The 17,622-nt window shown below is 46.6% G+C and carries 9 protein-coding genes; 3 read left to right on the plus strand and 6 right to left on the minus strand.

The annotated features are described in order from the left end of the window. The 3 genes from C7475_RS28995 to C7475_RS29005 all read left to right on the plus strand — a co-directional run bounded on the left by C7475_RS28995 (position 1) and on the right by C7475_RS29005 (position 8,659). Positions 1-2,019, plus strand: a complete 2,019-nt coding sequence (locus tag C7475_RS28995; protein ID WP_110056933.1) for a glycoside hydrolase family 127 protein — start codon at positions 1-3, stop codon at positions 2,017-2,019. Positions 2,020-2,840: 821 nt separating this feature from the next. Further along, positions 2,841-6,065 carry a TonB-dependent receptor gene (locus C7475_RS29000; protein WP_110056934.1) on the plus strand — a complete coding sequence of 1,075 codons (3,225 nt, stop codon included), beginning with the start codon at positions 2,841-2,843 and terminating at the stop codon, positions 6,063-6,065. A 194-nt stretch (positions 6,066-6,259) separates the two neighbouring features. Then, complete coding sequence (locus C7475_RS29005) at positions 6,260-8,659, plus strand: ABC transporter permease (RefSeq protein ID WP_110056935.1); 2,400 nt, start codon at positions 6,260-6,262, stop codon at positions 8,657-8,659. A 2-nt stretch (positions 8,660-8,661) separates the two neighbouring features. On the opposite strand, the gene C7475_RS29010 is transcribed toward C7475_RS29005, so the two are convergent. The 6 genes from C7475_RS29010 to C7475_RS29035 all read right to left on the minus strand — a co-directional run bounded on the left by C7475_RS29010 (position 8,662) and on the right by C7475_RS29035 (position 17,550). Further along, positions 8,662-10,494, minus strand: a complete 1,833-nt coding sequence (locus C7475_RS29010; RefSeq protein WP_110056936.1) for a hypothetical protein — start codon at positions 10,492-10,494, stop codon at positions 8,662-8,664. 64 nt (positions 10,495-10,558) lie between these two features. Then, positions 10,559-11,353 carry an AraC family transcriptional regulator gene (locus C7475_RS29015; protein ID WP_110056937.1) on the minus strand — a complete coding sequence of 265 codons (795 nt, stop codon included), beginning with the start codon at positions 11,351-11,353 and terminating at the stop codon, positions 10,559-10,561. Between the two features lie 16 nt (positions 11,354-11,369). Next, entirely contained in the window at positions 11,370-11,756 is a 387-nt protein-coding gene (locus C7475_RS29020; RefSeq protein ID WP_110056938.1) for a helix-turn-helix domain-containing protein, read from the minus strand. A 50-nt stretch (positions 11,757-11,806) separates the two neighbouring features. After that, positions 11,807-12,799: a hypothetical protein gene (locus C7475_RS29025; RefSeq protein ID WP_110056939.1), complete on the minus strand. Its 993-nt coding sequence runs from the start codon at positions 12,797-12,799 to the stop codon at positions 11,807-11,809. Positions 12,800-12,873: 74 nt separating this feature from the next. Then, entirely contained in the window at positions 12,874-15,153 is a 2,280-nt protein-coding gene (katG, locus tag C7475_RS29030) for a catalase/peroxidase HPI (protein WP_110056940.1), read from the minus strand. 222 nt (positions 15,154-15,375) lie between these two features. After that, positions 15,376-17,550: a TonB-dependent receptor domain-containing protein gene (locus C7475_RS29035; RefSeq protein ID WP_110056941.1), complete on the minus strand. Its 2,175-nt coding sequence runs from the start codon at positions 17,548-17,550 to the stop codon at positions 15,376-15,378. Positions 17,551-17,622: the final 72 nt, after the last annotated feature.

The raw sequence follows: 17,622 nt of genomic DNA on the forward strand, positions 1-17,622 counted from the left end.
ATGCAAAGAGTTAGAATAATACTGTTGATCCTTGTATTGTCAAATGCGCTGGCATTCGCTCAGAAGGGATTAGTCAACACGAACGCCAGTCCGTACGCCCGTTTGCAAAGTGTGGACATGGGAAGCGTACAGTGGACAAAAGGTTTCTGGGCGGAGCGTTTCGAAGTATGTAAAAATACAATGGTGCCGCAGCTCTGGAACACCTACCACGATGAGCACCTATGTCATTCGTTTAAAAACTTCGAAATAGCCGCCGGACTTGACACGGGATCTTTCATCGGACCGTCTTTCCATGACGGTGATTTCTATAAGACATTGGAAGCAGTAGCCGGCATGTACGCTGTAACAAAAGATACAGCCCTGGACCGTATGATGGACGATGCTATCCGTGTAATAGCCAAAGCACAACGTAAAGACGGCTATGTATACACCAAATCCATCATCGAACAAAAGCAGACAGGCAAGCAGAACGTCTTTGACGACAAGCTCAGTTTCGAAGCCTACAACTTTGGCCACCTGATGACGGCCGCCTGCATCCATTACAGGGCAACAGGTAAAACGACCTTACTGAACGTTGCAAAGAAGGCAACGGACTTCCTGATAACATTTTACAATAACGCCACTCCTGAACAGGCGCGTAATGCCATTTGTCCTTCACATTACATGGGCATAATCGAACTATACAGGACAACCAACGACAAGAAATACCTGGCGCTCGCGAAGAAGCTGATCGACATCAGGGGAATGACAGAAGGCACAGACGATAACTCTGACCGCGTACCATTCAGAGATATGAAACGTGTAGTAGGCCATGCAGTAAGAGCGAACTACCTGTTTGCCGGTGTAGCAGACGTATACGCTGAAACGGGTGACGAAAGTTTGCTTCACACCCTCAACATAATGTGGGATGACGTGATCAATAAAAAGATGTACATCACCGGCGGATGCGGCTCCTTGTACGACGGCGTATCAGTAGATGGAATTTCATACAATCCTGACACTGTCCAGAAGGTACATCAGGCATACGGCAGGAATTACCAGCTACCCAATCTGTCAGCGCACAATGAAACCTGTGCAAATATCGGCAACGTACTTTGGAACCGCAGAATGCTGGAGCTCACCGGCGACGCACGTTATGCAGACATTGTTGAACTGGCATTATACAACAGCATTTTGAGCGGCGTAAGCATGGATGGCAGCAAATTCTTTTACACCAACCCACTGGCCGCATCAAAGGATTACCCTTATCAGTTACGCTGGATGGGAGGACGGCAGCCGTATATCGCATTATCCAATTGTTGCCCTCCCAATACGGTACGCACCATAGCAGAAGTCAGCAATTACATGTACAGTTTAAACGACGAAGGAATATACGTAGACATGTACGGAGGCAATACCCTCCACACAAAACTAAAGGATGACGGCACCATCAGACTGGAACAACAAACAGACTATCCCTGGGATGGAAATATAGCTATCACATTAAAGGAAGCACCATCAAAAGAAATGGCCTTATTCCTGCGCATCCCGGGCTGGTGTCGAGAAGCAACAGTAACAATAAACGGCAAGCCGATACAGGAAACCCCTCAAAGTGGTACCTACCTGAAAATAAAGCGCCGTTGGAAAGCAGGAGATCAGCTCTCGCTGAAACTTGACATGCCGGCCACATTGGTAGAATCCAATCCCCTGGTCGAGGAAACCCGTAACCAGGTAGCCGTAAAACGTGGCCCAATAGCATACTGCATCGAATCGACCGACCTAAAGGAAGGCCAGTCATTATCCGACATCATCATACCGGCATCTATTCATCTGCAACCCAAAGCCATGCAAGTGGAGAACGGCAAGATAACAGCCCTGGAAGGAGAGGCCCGGCTCCTGCAACATAACAACTGGAACAATACATTATATAAACCCCTGAACACCACCTCAAAGCCTGTTACGATCAAACTTATACCTTATTACGCCTGGGCCAACCGTGGCCCCAGCGACATGAGCGTATGGCTTCCCGTAAGCCGTTAAGCTGTCAACCAAAACAGTGACTAAAACAGTTACTAAAACAGGACTAAAACAGGACCAAAACAGGACTAAAACAGGACGAGACAAGCTTTATACAAGCTTTATCTTACGTTCATCTTACGTTCAAAGACGTAGGATGAACGTAAGATAAAGCTTGTATAAACCTTGTATAGTCCTGTTTTAATTAAATATCAATACAAAAAAGAGTAACCATGGGTTAAGGTAGCAACCCGCAATCTCAGAAAGCGGCATTTTAAGCCTCATTAAGGCGCTCAAATGATTCACAAGAAGTAGAAGACTAATTTGCCTTTTTGGGTGAAATTAAGCTCTTTTAACGCATAACAATCGCAAAGGGACCTGAATATTATTTGGGCGACCGGCCGCGGCGAGCATTCGGATGGAAATCACTGGCCTTCAGTTATTTGAAGTGGGCTGACGAGATGCACAGGGGTTTAATAGCCTACCTAAAGCCCATCCGCCTAAAAACGCTCAATAGCAAGGAACTTCAAAGAACTGCAGCCAGTGATTCCATCCGAACTGCGAGCTAGAAGGTCAATGCTCGAATCACTGTAAGCCCCCATCCGCGAAAAAACACACCAATCCACCCGCAATATAACCTCAGGGTAGCCCAAACACCCTTTCCGCCAATCCCACTTAAAGTTACACGTTACAAATCCCCATATATGTTATTTTCACATGAACTCCAGTAAAATTTCTGCAGCATAACCCCATGAAATACGCAGAATTTTGAGTAAATTGTATGGTGTTGTTGGGGATTAAAAGCATTCAGAGATTGTAGCAATTACTTACCCAATTTATAAAAGATGCATCAACCAAATCTAACTAAGCTATTAGGAAGCTTATTCATTGCCTGTATTCTATTCTTTCAAGCACAAGCCCAGGTAACGACCGCCACATTGAGCGGTATCGTTAAAAATCAGGCAGGACAACCGCTGCCCGGCGCCACCGTACGCGTTGCCTTTGCCGATGCAGGTATCAATAAGGGATTGGTGACCAAATCGGACGGAAGCTTCGTAGTACCGAACCTTCGCGTAGGCGGACCTTACACCGTGACAGTATCATTCACCGGTTACGGTACCGAAAATGCGACAGGTATTTATCTTACCCTCGGACAAAACACCGCGCTGGACCTTCGATTGATCGAAGCCGCCGGTAAGTTGAATGAAGTGGTGATCAGCGGCCGCTCTACCATCTTCAATGACCAGCGTACAGGGGCTTCTACCAACATTAGCTCTGTGCAGATCCGGCAGTTGCCGACGATCTCCCGCTCCGCGGATGATTATCTGCGTATCACCCCTTCCGCTTCCCCTACCTACAATGGTATTTCATTTGCCGGAAGGAACGGTCAGTATAACAACTTCTCACTGGACGGCGCCGTGTTCAATAACCCGTTCGGACTGGATGCACCGGCTCCCGGCGGACAAACAAACGCGCAGCCTATATCACTGGACGCTATCGATCAGATCCAGATCAATATCGCGCCTTATGACGTGACACAGTCAGGGTTTACAGGAGCAGGCGTGAACACCGTAACGAAAAGCGGTAGTAATAAATTCGGTGGTACCGTGTATGGCTTCTACCGTAATGACGGCCTTACGGGCGATAAAATAGACGGGGAGAAGGTAACAGTACCTACCCTTAAAAGCTTCCAGGGAGGCTTCTCGCTGGGAGGTGCTATTAAGAAGAATAAACTGTTCTACTTTGTCAATTTCGAAACAGAACAACGTAAAGACGGCGCCAGCGCTTATGTGGCAAGGAACAACAGTAATGCCGGAGGAGTGACGACATCCCGCGTGCTGGAATCAGACCTGAACGCAGTCAGCACAGCGCTCAAGAACCGCTTCGGATATGACACCGGCCCTTTCCAGGATTTTGAACTGGAACGTAAGAACTACAAATGGCTGGCTAAAATTGACTGGGTGATCAACAGCCAGCATAACCTGTCCTTCACCTATAACGGACTGGATGCATCGCAGGAGAAAACGGCACACCCCAATGCTATCAACCGCCGCGGGCCAGATGCCATCACCCTGCAGTTCCGCAATTCCGGATATAAGATGATCAACAAACTGCACTCTTTCGGACTGGAGCTGAAGTCTAACTTCAACGATACCTATTCCAATAAGTTCCGTGCAGTGTTCACCAGCTTCAGGGACAAGCGCGATCCGTTCTCTTCGCCTTTCCCCGTACTGAACATCACCAAATATAGTGTGCCTTATATAGTAGCAGGATACGAGCCTTTCTCCATTAATAACCGCCTCAATCAGGATGCGTTGCAGCTGACAGATAACTTCAACATCATCCTCCCCAAACATACCCTTACCATCGGAGCATCCTATGAACAGTTCAAATTCGGTAACTCCTTTAACCTGACAGGGTTTGGCTTTACCGTATTCTCTGGTGTGGATATCGCTACCTTCCTGAACAACGTAGCTGCCGGAGACTATGACGGCAATGTTGAATATGCCAAGAACCGCGTAGCGGCCGACGAATGGACATGGTACTATCTCACCGTAGGACAGCTTTCAGCTTATCTGCAGGATGAATTCAGCGTAGCCAATAACTTCAAGCTGACCTACGGCGTACGTTTTGACAAGGCGCTGTACTTCACATCCAAAGCCAGTTACAGCAGCCCTAACTTAAATCCCGATGGTACGTTCGCCGGTACATTTACAACGGGTTCTCCGACCGTACCTAATACGGACGATCTGAACCTGTTCGATAAGAACGGTGTTCCCGTACAGAATGGCCCTGGACAGGAAATTGACAATACCCGTATGCCAAGTGGCAAAGTACTGGTATCGCCACGTTTAGGTTTTAACTGGGATATTAAAGGTGATAAGACCGTACAGCTGCGTGGTGGTACAGGTCTGTTTACCGGCCGCTTCCCATTTGTATGGCTGGGTAATGCGATCGGTAATCCGTTCACTGGTTACTACAATGTAACCGCCCGTAATTTCAAATGGCCGCAGATCTGGCGTTCCAATATCGGACTGGATTATAAACTCCCGATCGGTACTGTGCTGAGTGCAGATGTCGCCTACTCTAAAGATATCAATGCCATGATGGTGCGCGACTATGGCCTGGGTACACCTACAGGTGTGCTCAACTCAGGCACCGGCGATAACCGCGCTGTGTACCAGGCATCCGATAAAGGAAATACCGCAACTTATGTATTCACCAATGAGAAAGTAGGTTACTCCTTCAACGGGACCTTCCAGGCGCAGCAAACTTTTGGCAAAGGATATTTCTTCATGCTGGGATATAACTACCTCGTAGCGAAAGACGCCAGCTCTATCTCTGCCGAGATCTCCGGTGATGCATTTGACCGTAACCCCGTTATCGGTAACGCTAACAGGGCAGTGGAATCTACTTCCCTGTATGGTAACACCCATCGTATCACTTTCGCCGGTATCAAGAAATTTGAATACTGTAAAGGAAAGTATGCTACCACCGTATCGTTCTTCAGCAACTGGACAAGCGGTAACCGTTACTCTTATGTATATGGAGGAGACCTGAACAATGATGGTTCTTTCGCCAATGACCTGATGTATGTGCCTACAGCTGCTGAAATAGGGAACATGAGCTTCGCTCCGCTGATCGATGCAGAAGGCGCAAGTCAGTCAGAGCAGGCGCAAAGAGCAGCACTGGAAAGGTTCATCAACCAGGATGAATACCTGAGTAGCCATCGTGGTCAGTATACCGGTAAATACGCAGGTACTACTCCCTGGTTCAGCCAGATAGATATGCGCGTATTACAGGACTTTAACTTCAAAGGAAAAGAAAAGGTGAGCACCATCCAGTTGAGCCTTGATGTAGTGAACCTGGGTAATATGATCAGCAGCAAATGGGGACTGCGTAAGTTTGCAAGTACCACAGGTTATTATCAACCCGTAGGTGTTGTAGGAAGGGATAATAATGGTAAAGCTATTTACCAGTTCGATCCTTCCCAACGCGAAACTTTCATCACCAGCCCTGATCTGATCTCCAGGTGGCAGTTACAGCTGGGTGCGAGATATATCTTCTGATTAATATCCGGTTATGATAAAAAAGGGGTGTCGCATCTGTTTGCGGCGCCCCTTTTGTATTATGCCGCAAGCGGACACCATTGTATCAAAACCGGACATTATTACTGCATTGTAGATGTGAAAGTTGCTGATTATCATATTATTCCAAAGTTGTCACTATTTTTGTTCCAGACCTGGCAGCAACTTTATCTCCTATGTTTAAGAACTACTTCAAAACTGCGTTAAGAAACCTGTTACGGAATAAGATCTATTCGGTCATCAATATTCTGGGACTAAGTATAGGTTTGGCCTGTAGTATGCTGATCATCTTATACGTGAAAGATGAGGTCAGTTATGACAGGTTTCACGAGAATCTGAACACGATCTACCGTGTAGGTGCGAAGAGTTATACGGTGGATGGTGCTGTAGAGGGAACAAACGGAACGACAGGATATTTACAGGGACCGCGATTCACGGCAAACATCCCTGAGATCAAAGCCTTTGTCCGCATACAAAGCGACAGGAAAGACATACGGACAGGCGTAGATATTAACTCGCAGGAGATACATCTGGTAGACTCGAATTTCTTTTCTCTCTTTTCATTCCCATTACTGAGTGGTAATCCCAAAACTGCGCTGCTGGCCCCTGATGCAATTGTTATCAGTGAAGACCTGGCCATGAAACAGTTCGGTACAAGAGATGCATTGGGTAAAACCATCATGATGAAAGGAGGAGACGATGCGTTCAAACCATATACAGTAACAGGGGTAGCGAAAAGATGTCCACAGAACTCTTCTCTCAAGTTCAGCGCTTTGATGCCAATAAGGGTATCGGCACAGGACGAGGCAAACGATGAAAGCTGGTTCAATTCTTTCCTGAACACCTTTGTTTTGCTGCAGCCAGGCGCTGATGCGAAACAGGTGGAGGCAAAGATGAAAAAGGTATATGCAATGGACGCCAATGAAGCCAGAAAGAGAATGGTAGAACGGTATGGCCCTTTCGGTACAGTGGAGTATACCCTGCAATCCCTGCCAGACCTGCACCTGAGTAAAGCCTACAGTGCAAACAATGGCCTTACCGATAGCAGCAATCCTGTTTACTCTTACATCCTCTCAGGTATCGCATTATTTATATTGCTGATTGCTTGTATCAATTTTGTTAACCTCACAATAGCCCGTTCGCTGAAACGTGCAAAAGAGATCGGCATCCGTAAAGTAGTGGGTGGCGACAGAAGACAGCTCATGATGCAGTTTATGGGTGAATCTTTTATCCTGAGCTTTGCTGCCTTTACACTGGCATTGATCCTTGTACAATTATCCTTATCGGTCTTTAATGACCTATCAAATAAAGCGCTTGCCTTATCCTATCTGTTTGATGTAAAACTGGTTGCCGGATATATTACACTTTTCCTGTTCACCGGTCTGCTTGCAGGCTTTTATCCTTCATTGGTATTGTCCGGTTATAATCCGGTGAAAGTATTATACAGCAGGTTCACGTTAGGAGGTAAAAACTATCTCCAAAAAGGACTGGTTATTCTGCAGTTTACACTGGCATCTTTTTTAATCATAGGCACCTTCACTATTTACTCGCAGTTCAATTATCTGACGAATGAGAAGCTGGGTTATGATGATACGAACCTGGTGACCGTCGGTCACAACAGGATCGTCGCTGAACAGACAGAACATGTCAGATCAGAATTGATGAAGAGCAAGGCCATAGCAGATGTGGCTTTCAAAAACGGTGGTACCTGGGGAACGACAGCCCATATCAATGGTGAGACCAATATCCATTTTAGTTATGAAACAGTAGATGAACATTACATCCCCGAACTGAAAATACCAGTTGTCAAAGGACGTAATTTCTCTAAAGATTTTCCTGCCGATTCAATACGGTCCGTTCTCGTAAATGAGGCATTTGTAAAAGAGGCCGGCTGGAAAGATCCTATCGGCCAGGTAGTGGATTTCTGGTATAAGGAAGGAGAAAAATATACAGTGATCGGTGTGGTAAAAGATTATCACTATGCCTCACTGACGGAAAAGATCGGTTCGCAGTTATTCACGATGAAACATAGTAATGGGTACGGCAAGACATTTATTAAAATAAGACCCAATAGTGAAACTGCTGCACTCCATGATATAGAGAAGGTATTTAAACAAATATTCCCTCTTAGTCCGTATGGTTATGAATTCAAAGACGTCGATAACAGGGAGAACTATGCAGCGGAAGCGAAATGGAAACAGATCATCCTGCTCAGTGCTATCCTGACGATCTTCATCTCATGCATTGGTCTCTTCGGATTATCAGTACTATCCGCAGAGAAAAGAACAAAAGAGATCGGGATCCGCAAGGTACTGGGCGCTTCGGTTGCTTCAGTGGTGACGATCCTGTCAAAAGATTTCCTGAAGCTGGTCATTATATCCCTGGTACTGGCTATACCAGTAGCCTGGTATGCAGGTAACAAGTGGCTGGAAAATTATCCATACCGTATCACGATCAGCTGGTGGATGTTTGCCACAGCCGCTTTACTGGTAAGCGCTATTGCACTGGCAACGGTAAGTTTCTATGCAGTAAAGGCAGCTGTAGCTGATCCGGTAAAAAGTCTGAAAAGAGAATAGCGTTACTGCTTGTTCAACGGGTCCACTTCACGGAAACAAGACTGTATCTGATCGGCCGAAAGCCGGTAGAGCTGCCTGATAGCGGGTTGTGTGGTATCATAGCCGCTGATCTCCGGCTGATGTTTTCCCATCCAGGCAAGTGCATCATCCAGTATTCTCCTGTTGGCCTGACCATGTCCCGAAGGACCGATACTGCTGACGATCTTGCCGAATATATATACCGGGAAATCAGCACAGGTCATTTCAGATAGTTTGGCGCGGTATTCCCGCTCGCTGCTGGGTGCATTTTCAAAGTCTTTCGCAAAATAGATCTGGTCAATACTATGTCTGCCTTCATGCGCGAAGATAGAAGCATCTTCCTGCCTTCTTTCAAGCGTATTCATGAACTGCAATTGCAGATCGCTGCCACGCAGTCCCTGTCTGTATAACATGGCATAGAGGCTATCCATCGCATTCAGGCGCAGCAGACCGTTGATACCGGCCAGCAGGGTGGTAGTATCAGGTGTAATGGTACCGGCAATAGCATTTTCAAAGATGGATAATTTCTCTTTTCGTACAGTGCTGTCTGTGATCATTGTCCAGGCCTCCATCGGTTCTCTGATATATGCTTCCCGTACTCTGTAAATAGTATCATTTACAGACCAGCCGCCGTTTCCCATTCTTTTATTGGTGAACCAGCTGATGAAGCCATTGGAGGTCATCAGGTCTATTTCAATAAATGTAAGAGAGGCTTTATATCCGTACTGTAATACTTCCTTGCGGGTAACATTAACGATCTGACCCAGGCAGATCTCTTTTGCATGAAAGCTGGATGTAGTCCCAAGAAAACCCATTGCACCGAATCTGGGCTGCACTAACTCCAGGAACTTTTCATATGTCAGTGTATCTTTTCCTGCGGATAGTTTCAGCTTTTCTAACAGCCGTGCACAGGTAGATAGTACCTGCTGTTCAAACAGGCTGTCGCTGGTAGGAGCATGTACTGCCAGTTTCCGGTAGTAATCATCCGTCAGGGTTGTTGTTTCCTGCAAATACCTGGCATAAGCAATGATGTCTTTCTGTGAACGTCCTGCCAGCAATGCTGCATACTCGTAAAAGCCCGATTTAGCCAGTGCGGCGGCTATTTGTTCATTCTCGGCAGATGAGGCCTTCCAATGAGGTAATACGGCTAAAAACACGCCCGCAGGCTCCTTTAGATAAGCATAAGCACTGTCAGCCGAAGCAAAATGAAAATAGGCATTCCAGCCATCTGACAGGAACCTGCCGTCTTTTTTAAGGACGCCTGTCCCTACCAGTAGTTTCGCTGCCTGCGGATGTCCCGGCATCTGGTCCAGCACTCCCTCAAGCAACCGGCCTGCTTTACCCAATAGGGTCGTATCCTGTTTCTTGTTGTTTTTTGAAGAAAGATAAACAGTGTTGGCATAGGCTATGGCCGCCTCTCTCCATTCGGCGGCATTGGCCGCGCTGGCCAGCGCTTTATCCGCAGCTTCCAGTGAAGCAGGGTAGTGGCCCGCTTCTGTTGCGATATTGCTGAGCGCCACAAGAGAAGCATTACTGCCGGAACGAAGTGCCAGCGCACTGTCCAGGCGTTTGGCCGCCAGTTCATAGTTACGATGGAATTGCCAGTCGCGTAGTGCGAGTGTGCTATACACCTTGGCGCTATCGCTGCTACTGGTACGCGGATCGTTGAGGATATCCCTGAGAATGACCGCCGAACCATCAATGTTAAAAGTGAAGAATGTCTGGGCAGCTTTCTGCCACCGCATGTCTGTTTGTTGGGCAGTACAAAGACTGGTTATCAGCAGAAAAAGTATGGATAATGTGGTGATGTGTTTCATGTTTTACGGGTGCTTACTTTATGAGCAAAGTAAGTGCGCCCGTAAGGGATAAACTTGTACAGAACTAACCTTTTATCGTTTTGCTGAAATCGCGTGGAGAGACGCCGAAATAACTTTTGAAACTGCGGCTGAAGTGGCTTTGATCATAGAACCCGCTGCTATAACTGATGCCCGTCAGATTATCATGACCGGCTACAATACTGTTGGCCGCCTTCTCCAGGCGCACCCTCGTAATGTATTCTGACAGGCGCAGGCCTGTCTTCTCTTTGAATTTCCGCAACATGTACACCGGATGTACATTGGCTTCTGCCGCCAGCGCGTCCACCAGGTGCTGTTCATCCGGCATATCATGGATACGCTCAGTAATTGTCTTTATCCAGCTGGCCTGCCCATACCTGCTAAGCTGGTCCTGCTCAAACAGGCTGGTCACGATCTCGAAAGAAAGCATATCCAGCGTATCAGCTGCATGTCCCGTTACAAACCGGTAGTGCAGCAGGAACAGATCAAGAAAAGATTGTTTGAAGATCATTGTATCCTGTGCCTTCATCTGCCGGTTGAATGTGCCTGCAAGGTTGTTTTTCAACTCCAGGTTAAAACATCTGGCGGGCTTACCGTCAAAAATATTGGCATGTTCATGATCATCAGGTCTGAAAATAGAATGGCCTCCGGCTATAATGGTCTCGCCTTTAGCACCCTTTTCTACGTAGTTACCTTCCAGCAGCAGACTGAGATAAGGATTCTCATGATGGTGTTTAGGCAGATGAGCATCTGAGGCATAAACCGTCAGCGTGAGATTGAAGTGCTCCAACTCAAGACGGTGAACCGTATTGCCGTAATATTTTCCATCGGTTAACAACATAGCGCGATAGTGGTGTTTAAGAGGTGGCCAGTGCTTCCTGCCGCATCCGCTCCTTGATAGTTCTCCGGTGCATAGCGCCCCAGGCCTGTAATGACTTCAGGACATCCTGCAAGGTGTCGGCATAGTCTGTCAGCTTGTACTCCACAATAACAGGAGAGCCGGTTTGTACCGTTCTGGTCAGGAAGTTGTTCAGTTCAAGGTCTTTGAGCTCGTTTGACAATACACGGGCAGAAATACCGTCCACCTTGCGTTGCAGCTCATTGAACCTGGTATGTCCTTCAGACAGGGCTATGATGATCCTTAATTTCCATTTTCCACCTATTACATACAAGGCGTCACCTACAGCTGTTAAAGCCTCTGTACATTCCTGTGCCCCGATACGGTTTTGAGATTTAAAAGACATTTGTATCACATTTAACTAACACAAAGTTACTACTAACTTTTTATTAGTTGCTAACATTTTATATCATATAGCATTCTGCCCCGCTGGCCATTCTTCCTACGGATGAAATGGAGCTCTACCTCGTTGCCGGGCTGGACTTTGGTGCCCAGGTTCTCAATAGGTCTGACAAGGAACAGCTTGTCGCTCACCCGGTAATAGACATCACCGGTACCCTGATTGTGCCTGACAGTAGAGATGATCTCCGTCACTTTCCCACGAACAATGATCTTACTCTCGGCCCGGGTATAACTGTTATAGACATAATAAGCAGGCGTCGCCAGCAGGAAGAAGATGATATAAATGATGGCAATAACAATATAGAGGTTAGAATAATAACCTTTGGCAATGCCACCGAGTAGTAGGATCAATGCCAGACCGGTACAGCCGGTAAGGAACAGCTTGACCAGTGTGGACTGTTTTTCCTTCATCAGCAGCAGATCATCCGCAGAGATCTTTGCCGTTGTCTCCGCATACGGCGTATACGGGTATTCAGCTTTCAGCAGGATGTTCCCGCCGGCACTGATATGGAGCACCACCTCCTGACCGGTTAGTCCGCTGATGTTGCTGACGTTCGCATGGTGATAACTGTTCCTTTGTTCGTAGAAGAAGCTTTTCTCGGGCAATGCAGCCTTCACCTCGATGATCTCATGATTGGTGCTCACATACTGCAGATTGTCCCGTTTATGAGAAGCATGAAGGGCTTTTATCTTTATGCGCACCAGGCGTTTTCTCCCGCCCTGCAATCCCGACCTGATAATACGCCGTTGTTTCAGGGCACGGCGCCACATAAAAAAACAGATAGACATTATTACAAGCCAGGCTACAGAAACGGGAATGTAAAGGGAAGCATGTCTGCCGCAGGCAGCCATTAGCAGGAGGGAAGCTAAAACAAGTGTAATAGCAGTGAATAATAATAGCAGTAACCACCGTAATCCTGTGATCCTTGCCGCAGTTTTGAGGAGCCGGATATCTTCATTGGTAAGAGGGGTTTCTTCCTGTATCATATATCTAAGATATAGAAAAAGGCTATTCCGTCCGCAGACAGGAATAGCCTTTCCTTATCATGATTAGCCAGGTACTATCTGGCTAAATCAAACCTGTCCAGGTTCATCACTTTATTCCATGCAGCAACAAAGTCTTTTACAAGTTTGCCCTGCGCATCACTGCTTCCGTATACTTCAGCAATAGCCCTCAGTTCTGCATTAGAACCGAACACAAGATCAGCACGGGTAGCTGTCCATTTTGTCTTACCGGTAGCACGGTCAATACCTTCATAAAGTTCCTGATCAGCCGATACTGCTTTCCATGCAGTGCCCATATCAAGGAGATTTACAAAGAAATCATTGCTAAGCACACCGGGACGTGTTGTGAAAACGCCATCGCCGGAACCGTCGAAATTAGTGTTTAGTACACGCATACCACCTACCAGCACAGTTAACTCAGGTGCTGTTAATGTGAGCAGATGAGCCTTATCTACCAGCAGCGACTCAGTAGAAGCGCGGAACTTCGCTCTACGGTAGTTACGGAAACCGTCAGCAATTGGCTCCAGGTAACCAACTGATTCAACATCAGTTTCTTCCTGTGAAGCGTCCATACGACCCGGAGTGAAAGGAACTGTAACAGCTTGTCCGGCGTCTTTTGCAGCCTTTTCAACACCTGCACAACCTGCCAGTACGATCAGATCAGCCAGTGAAACTTTCTTACCGGCAGTCTGCGCACCGTTGAAGTCTTTCTGAATACCTTCCAAAGCATTCAATACCTTCTGCAGTTGTGGCGGATTGTTCACTCTCCAGTACCGTTGAGGCGCCAGGCGAATACGTGCGCCATTCGCACCACCGCGCTTATCAGTGCCACGGAAGGTAGAGGCAGAAGCCCATGCGGTAGAAACCAGTTCAGATACACTCAGTCCTGATTCCAGCACTTTAGCCTTCAATGCAGCAATATCACTTTCATTGATCAATGCATGATCTACAGCCGGAATAGGGTCCTGCCAGATCAGTACTTCCTGTGGTGCATCAGCACCGAGATAAAGTACGCGGGGACCCATGTCACGGTGTGTTAATTTAAACCATGCACGTGCAAAGGCATCTGCAAATTCATCCGGATTTTCCAGGAAGCGCCTTGATATCTTTTCATAAACCGGGTCAAACCTCAGAGAGAGGTCGGTAGTAAGCATACCCGGTAAAATTTTCTTTGAATCATCAAAAGCATGCGGAATAATATTGTCTGCATTCTTCGCTACCCACTGGTGCGCACCGGCAGGGCTCTTGGAAAGCTCCCATTCAAAGCCGAACAGGTTTTCGAAGAAGTTATTGCTCCATTTGGTCGGCGTAGTGGTCCATGTTACTTCCAGACCGCTGGTAATAGTATCAGCACCTTTACCGGAACCGTAACTATTGCTCCAGCCGAGGCCCTGTGCTTCGAGTCCTGCAGCTTCAGGCTCTTTACCTACATTGGAAGAAGGAGCCGCACCGTGTGTTTTACCGAAGCTGTGACCACCTGCAATCAGCGCAACAGTTTCTTCATCATTCATCGCCATACGGCCAAAAGTATCGCGGATATCTTTAGCAGCAGCAATAGGATCAGGATTGCCATCAGGACCTTCCGGGTTCACATAGATCAATCCCATTTGTACAGCGCCAAGTGGTTTCTCCAGGTTACGTGAGTGGATGTCGCCATCTGCATCGTCGTCAGATACAAGTACCCCATGTCCTTCCACACCTGGTGAACCGTGCGCATAACGCAGATCGCCACCCAGCCAGGTGGTTTCAGAACCCCAATACACATCTTCTTCTGATTCCCATTTGTCTTCACGCCCGCCTGCAAAGCCAAATGTTTTGAAACCCATTGACTCCAGGGCTACGTTACCTGTAAGGATCAGCAGGTCAGCCCATGAAAGGTTACGGCCATATTTCTGTTTGATAGGCCACAGCAGTCTGCGGGCCTTATCAAGGCTCACGTTATCAGGCCAGCTGTTAAGCGGGGCGAAACGCTGCTGTCCGGAACCGCCACCACCACGGCCATCAAATACGCGGTAGGTACCTGCACTATGCCACGCCATCCTTACGAACAGCGGACCGTAATGTCCAAAGTCGGCAGGCCACCAGTCCTGAGAATCCGTCATCAGCGCATGAAGGTCTTTTTTAACGGCTTCCAGATCGAGGCTTTTGAAAGCTTCGGCATAGTTGAAATTGTCCTCCATCGGATTTGACAGGGATGAATGCTGACGCAGGATGTTCAGTTTTAACTGCTCCGGCCACCAATCACGGTTCCTGGTACCGCCACCACCTGCATTCTGTTTCAAAGTGCCATTGTGAAACGGGCATTTACTGATGTCATTAGTTGTTTCTGTTCCCATTTTTACAAGTTTAGGGTATTGTAAGAAAGAAGTTGCTTCCTAAATGATGTGTCTTAATTTTTACGTGGATTGCTAAAATAGTAATATTGAAGATATAAATGAAAACAATTAAATCTATATTTTAATAGTTTAAATCTATATAATGTAATTGCTCACCTTTCATTCAAAGATGAATAATAGTTTCCGGCATTTGTCTCAACAGCCGTTATTTTAAAGTTAAGGCTATAATTTTACGCCTGCCGTAATGGAAGCTGTACGCCCGTCAGAAGGCCAGATACCCGGACCCGGATAGAACTGCGGACGTTTGGTGAAGTATTGCTTATCAAAAGCGTTATTGAGGTTTAACCTTATATGCAGATAATTAGTAAGATATGCCCGCGCATTAAAGTCAAATATATTATAGGAAGGAACAAGACCTGAAGATCCTGTAGCATTTGGTGTTACGGTGTTCAAGGCATCGGCAAAGGTGCTGCTGGTATGGCTGTGCAAGGCTGTCAGACTAAAACGTTTGAACTTAATTGTTGCGCCGTTACGGCTTTGCCAGGCAGGGGCGCTTTCTACTTTATTACCATCGACGTCCACATTCGTATTGCCGTTACGGATAACTGCATCTTTGTAAACAGCATGCATGTAAGCAGTGGAAGTAAAAAGTGTAAGCACCATATATTTGTTCAGCTTCATTTCTGCCTGTGTAAACAACTCAATACCATTGTTGACAGCGTTGCCAATATTAGTCCTGTAAATGATCTCATCGCCGTTGGTTTTTGTCTGAGCGATAGTACCCAGCCTATTCTTATACAGCAGCCTGAAATAACTGAGGTCCCAGGTAAGGATATGCCATTTTCCCCTGAAACCACCTTCGATGTTATATCCTTTTGCATCCTTCAGATTTTTGTCGCTTACTTCATATATAGAAGAAGGAATAATGTCCTTAAAAATAACAGGTCTGTATGCCTGTGACCAACCGGCGTAAAGACTCATTTCATTGGTCAGCCGGTATTCCGTACTTACACCGAAAAGAGGAAAGTGATGTTTGATGGTATTGGGAACATCGGCCGGCTCATAATAAGATATAGTACCGGTCATATGGGTAGTACCGCTTTCAACACGTACGCCCGTATTCACAGATAGTTTTGACGTCAGCGCCCAGCTGTTCTCAGCAAAAAAGGCAATATTACTGGTCTTGAAATACATATCACGGCCAAAACCCGGTGTAACGAGCGAGAGGTCATAATCACCACCGGTAGTCCCTTTACCAAGTTGCTGGCGGTGCAGTTTATTGTTCATGTACTGTATCCCGGCAGAAAGGCTGTTTGTCCTTCGAAATAACCGATAATGCTGCAATACCCGCAATTCAGACGTATAGCTATTAAAATGGTCGATATCAACCTGCCGGTTATTGTATTGTAACGTCTCACTATTGATACTGTCAGCAGTAGTTGCCGGTTTGTCAAACAAAACGCTATTCCGGACACCAATTACGGCGGAAGTAGTGAATGTAACCCGTGTATTCTTACCTGGCTGCCAGTCAAAGCTAACGGAAGGTACATGAATGGCAGGGTTATAATAGTTCCTCGACCGGGTAGCCATTTTGGGGTCCTGTTTAAACATAGCGTCGTTAAGCGGGCCTGCCAGGTGAATGGTATAATCAGATCGCGTCCACTCGGTTTTCAGTAACAGCTTAGCGGAGAAACGGTAAAAGAACGTAATGTTCTGTGCATTGTATCTGGAGTCGCTATTCTTACGGTAACCATTATTCGTTTTATTATTGAACCAGGCATAGTAGCTGAACTTTCCTTTAGTACCGCTGATGGAGTTAAAGGTGCTCAATAATCCGTACGACCCGGCGGTATTGATACTCTCGAATGAAAAAGGCTTTGTTGACGGCTGCTTGCTGACATAATTGATCATCCCGCCAAATTGCGCCCCGTATTGCAGCGAGCCGGTACCACGGACAAGTTCAATATTTTCGACGGCTTCAAAGGGAATGTTGTAATGACTGGCGGGATAACCGTACATATCTGAGTTGGTGATCACGCCATCTTTACGTACGTTAGATTCCCAGCCCCTATGCGGATCGAGGCCACGGGTAGCGATGTTCACCTGATTGCCGGTTCCATCCATATCATAAACAAAAACACCGGGGATCTTCGCGAAGATCTGCCTGCCATATTTCTCTGTAACAGCGGCATCGGTTGCTGTAACTTTTATAACCTCATTTTTTTTACCCAGGAAGATATAAGTCCCGCGTATACTATCCAGCCTGCCGATATTAACATCACGGCGGATATCATATATGGTCACTTCATTGAGCGTTCGTGCCGTATCTCTTTGTTCCTGGGCATAGCTGTTGACTGATAGTAATGACGATAATAAGATGAGTATGGAATATTTCATCAAAATGTATTTGGGATCGATATTAACATTCACGTTCACATTGTAAGAGACTTTGGTTGAGTCTACCTTAAG

Source organism: Chitinophaga sp. S165 (assembly GCF_003182155.1).
In the GTDB taxonomy this organism is placed as follows: domain Bacteria; phylum Bacteroidota; class Bacteroidia; order Chitinophagales; family Chitinophagaceae; genus Chitinophaga.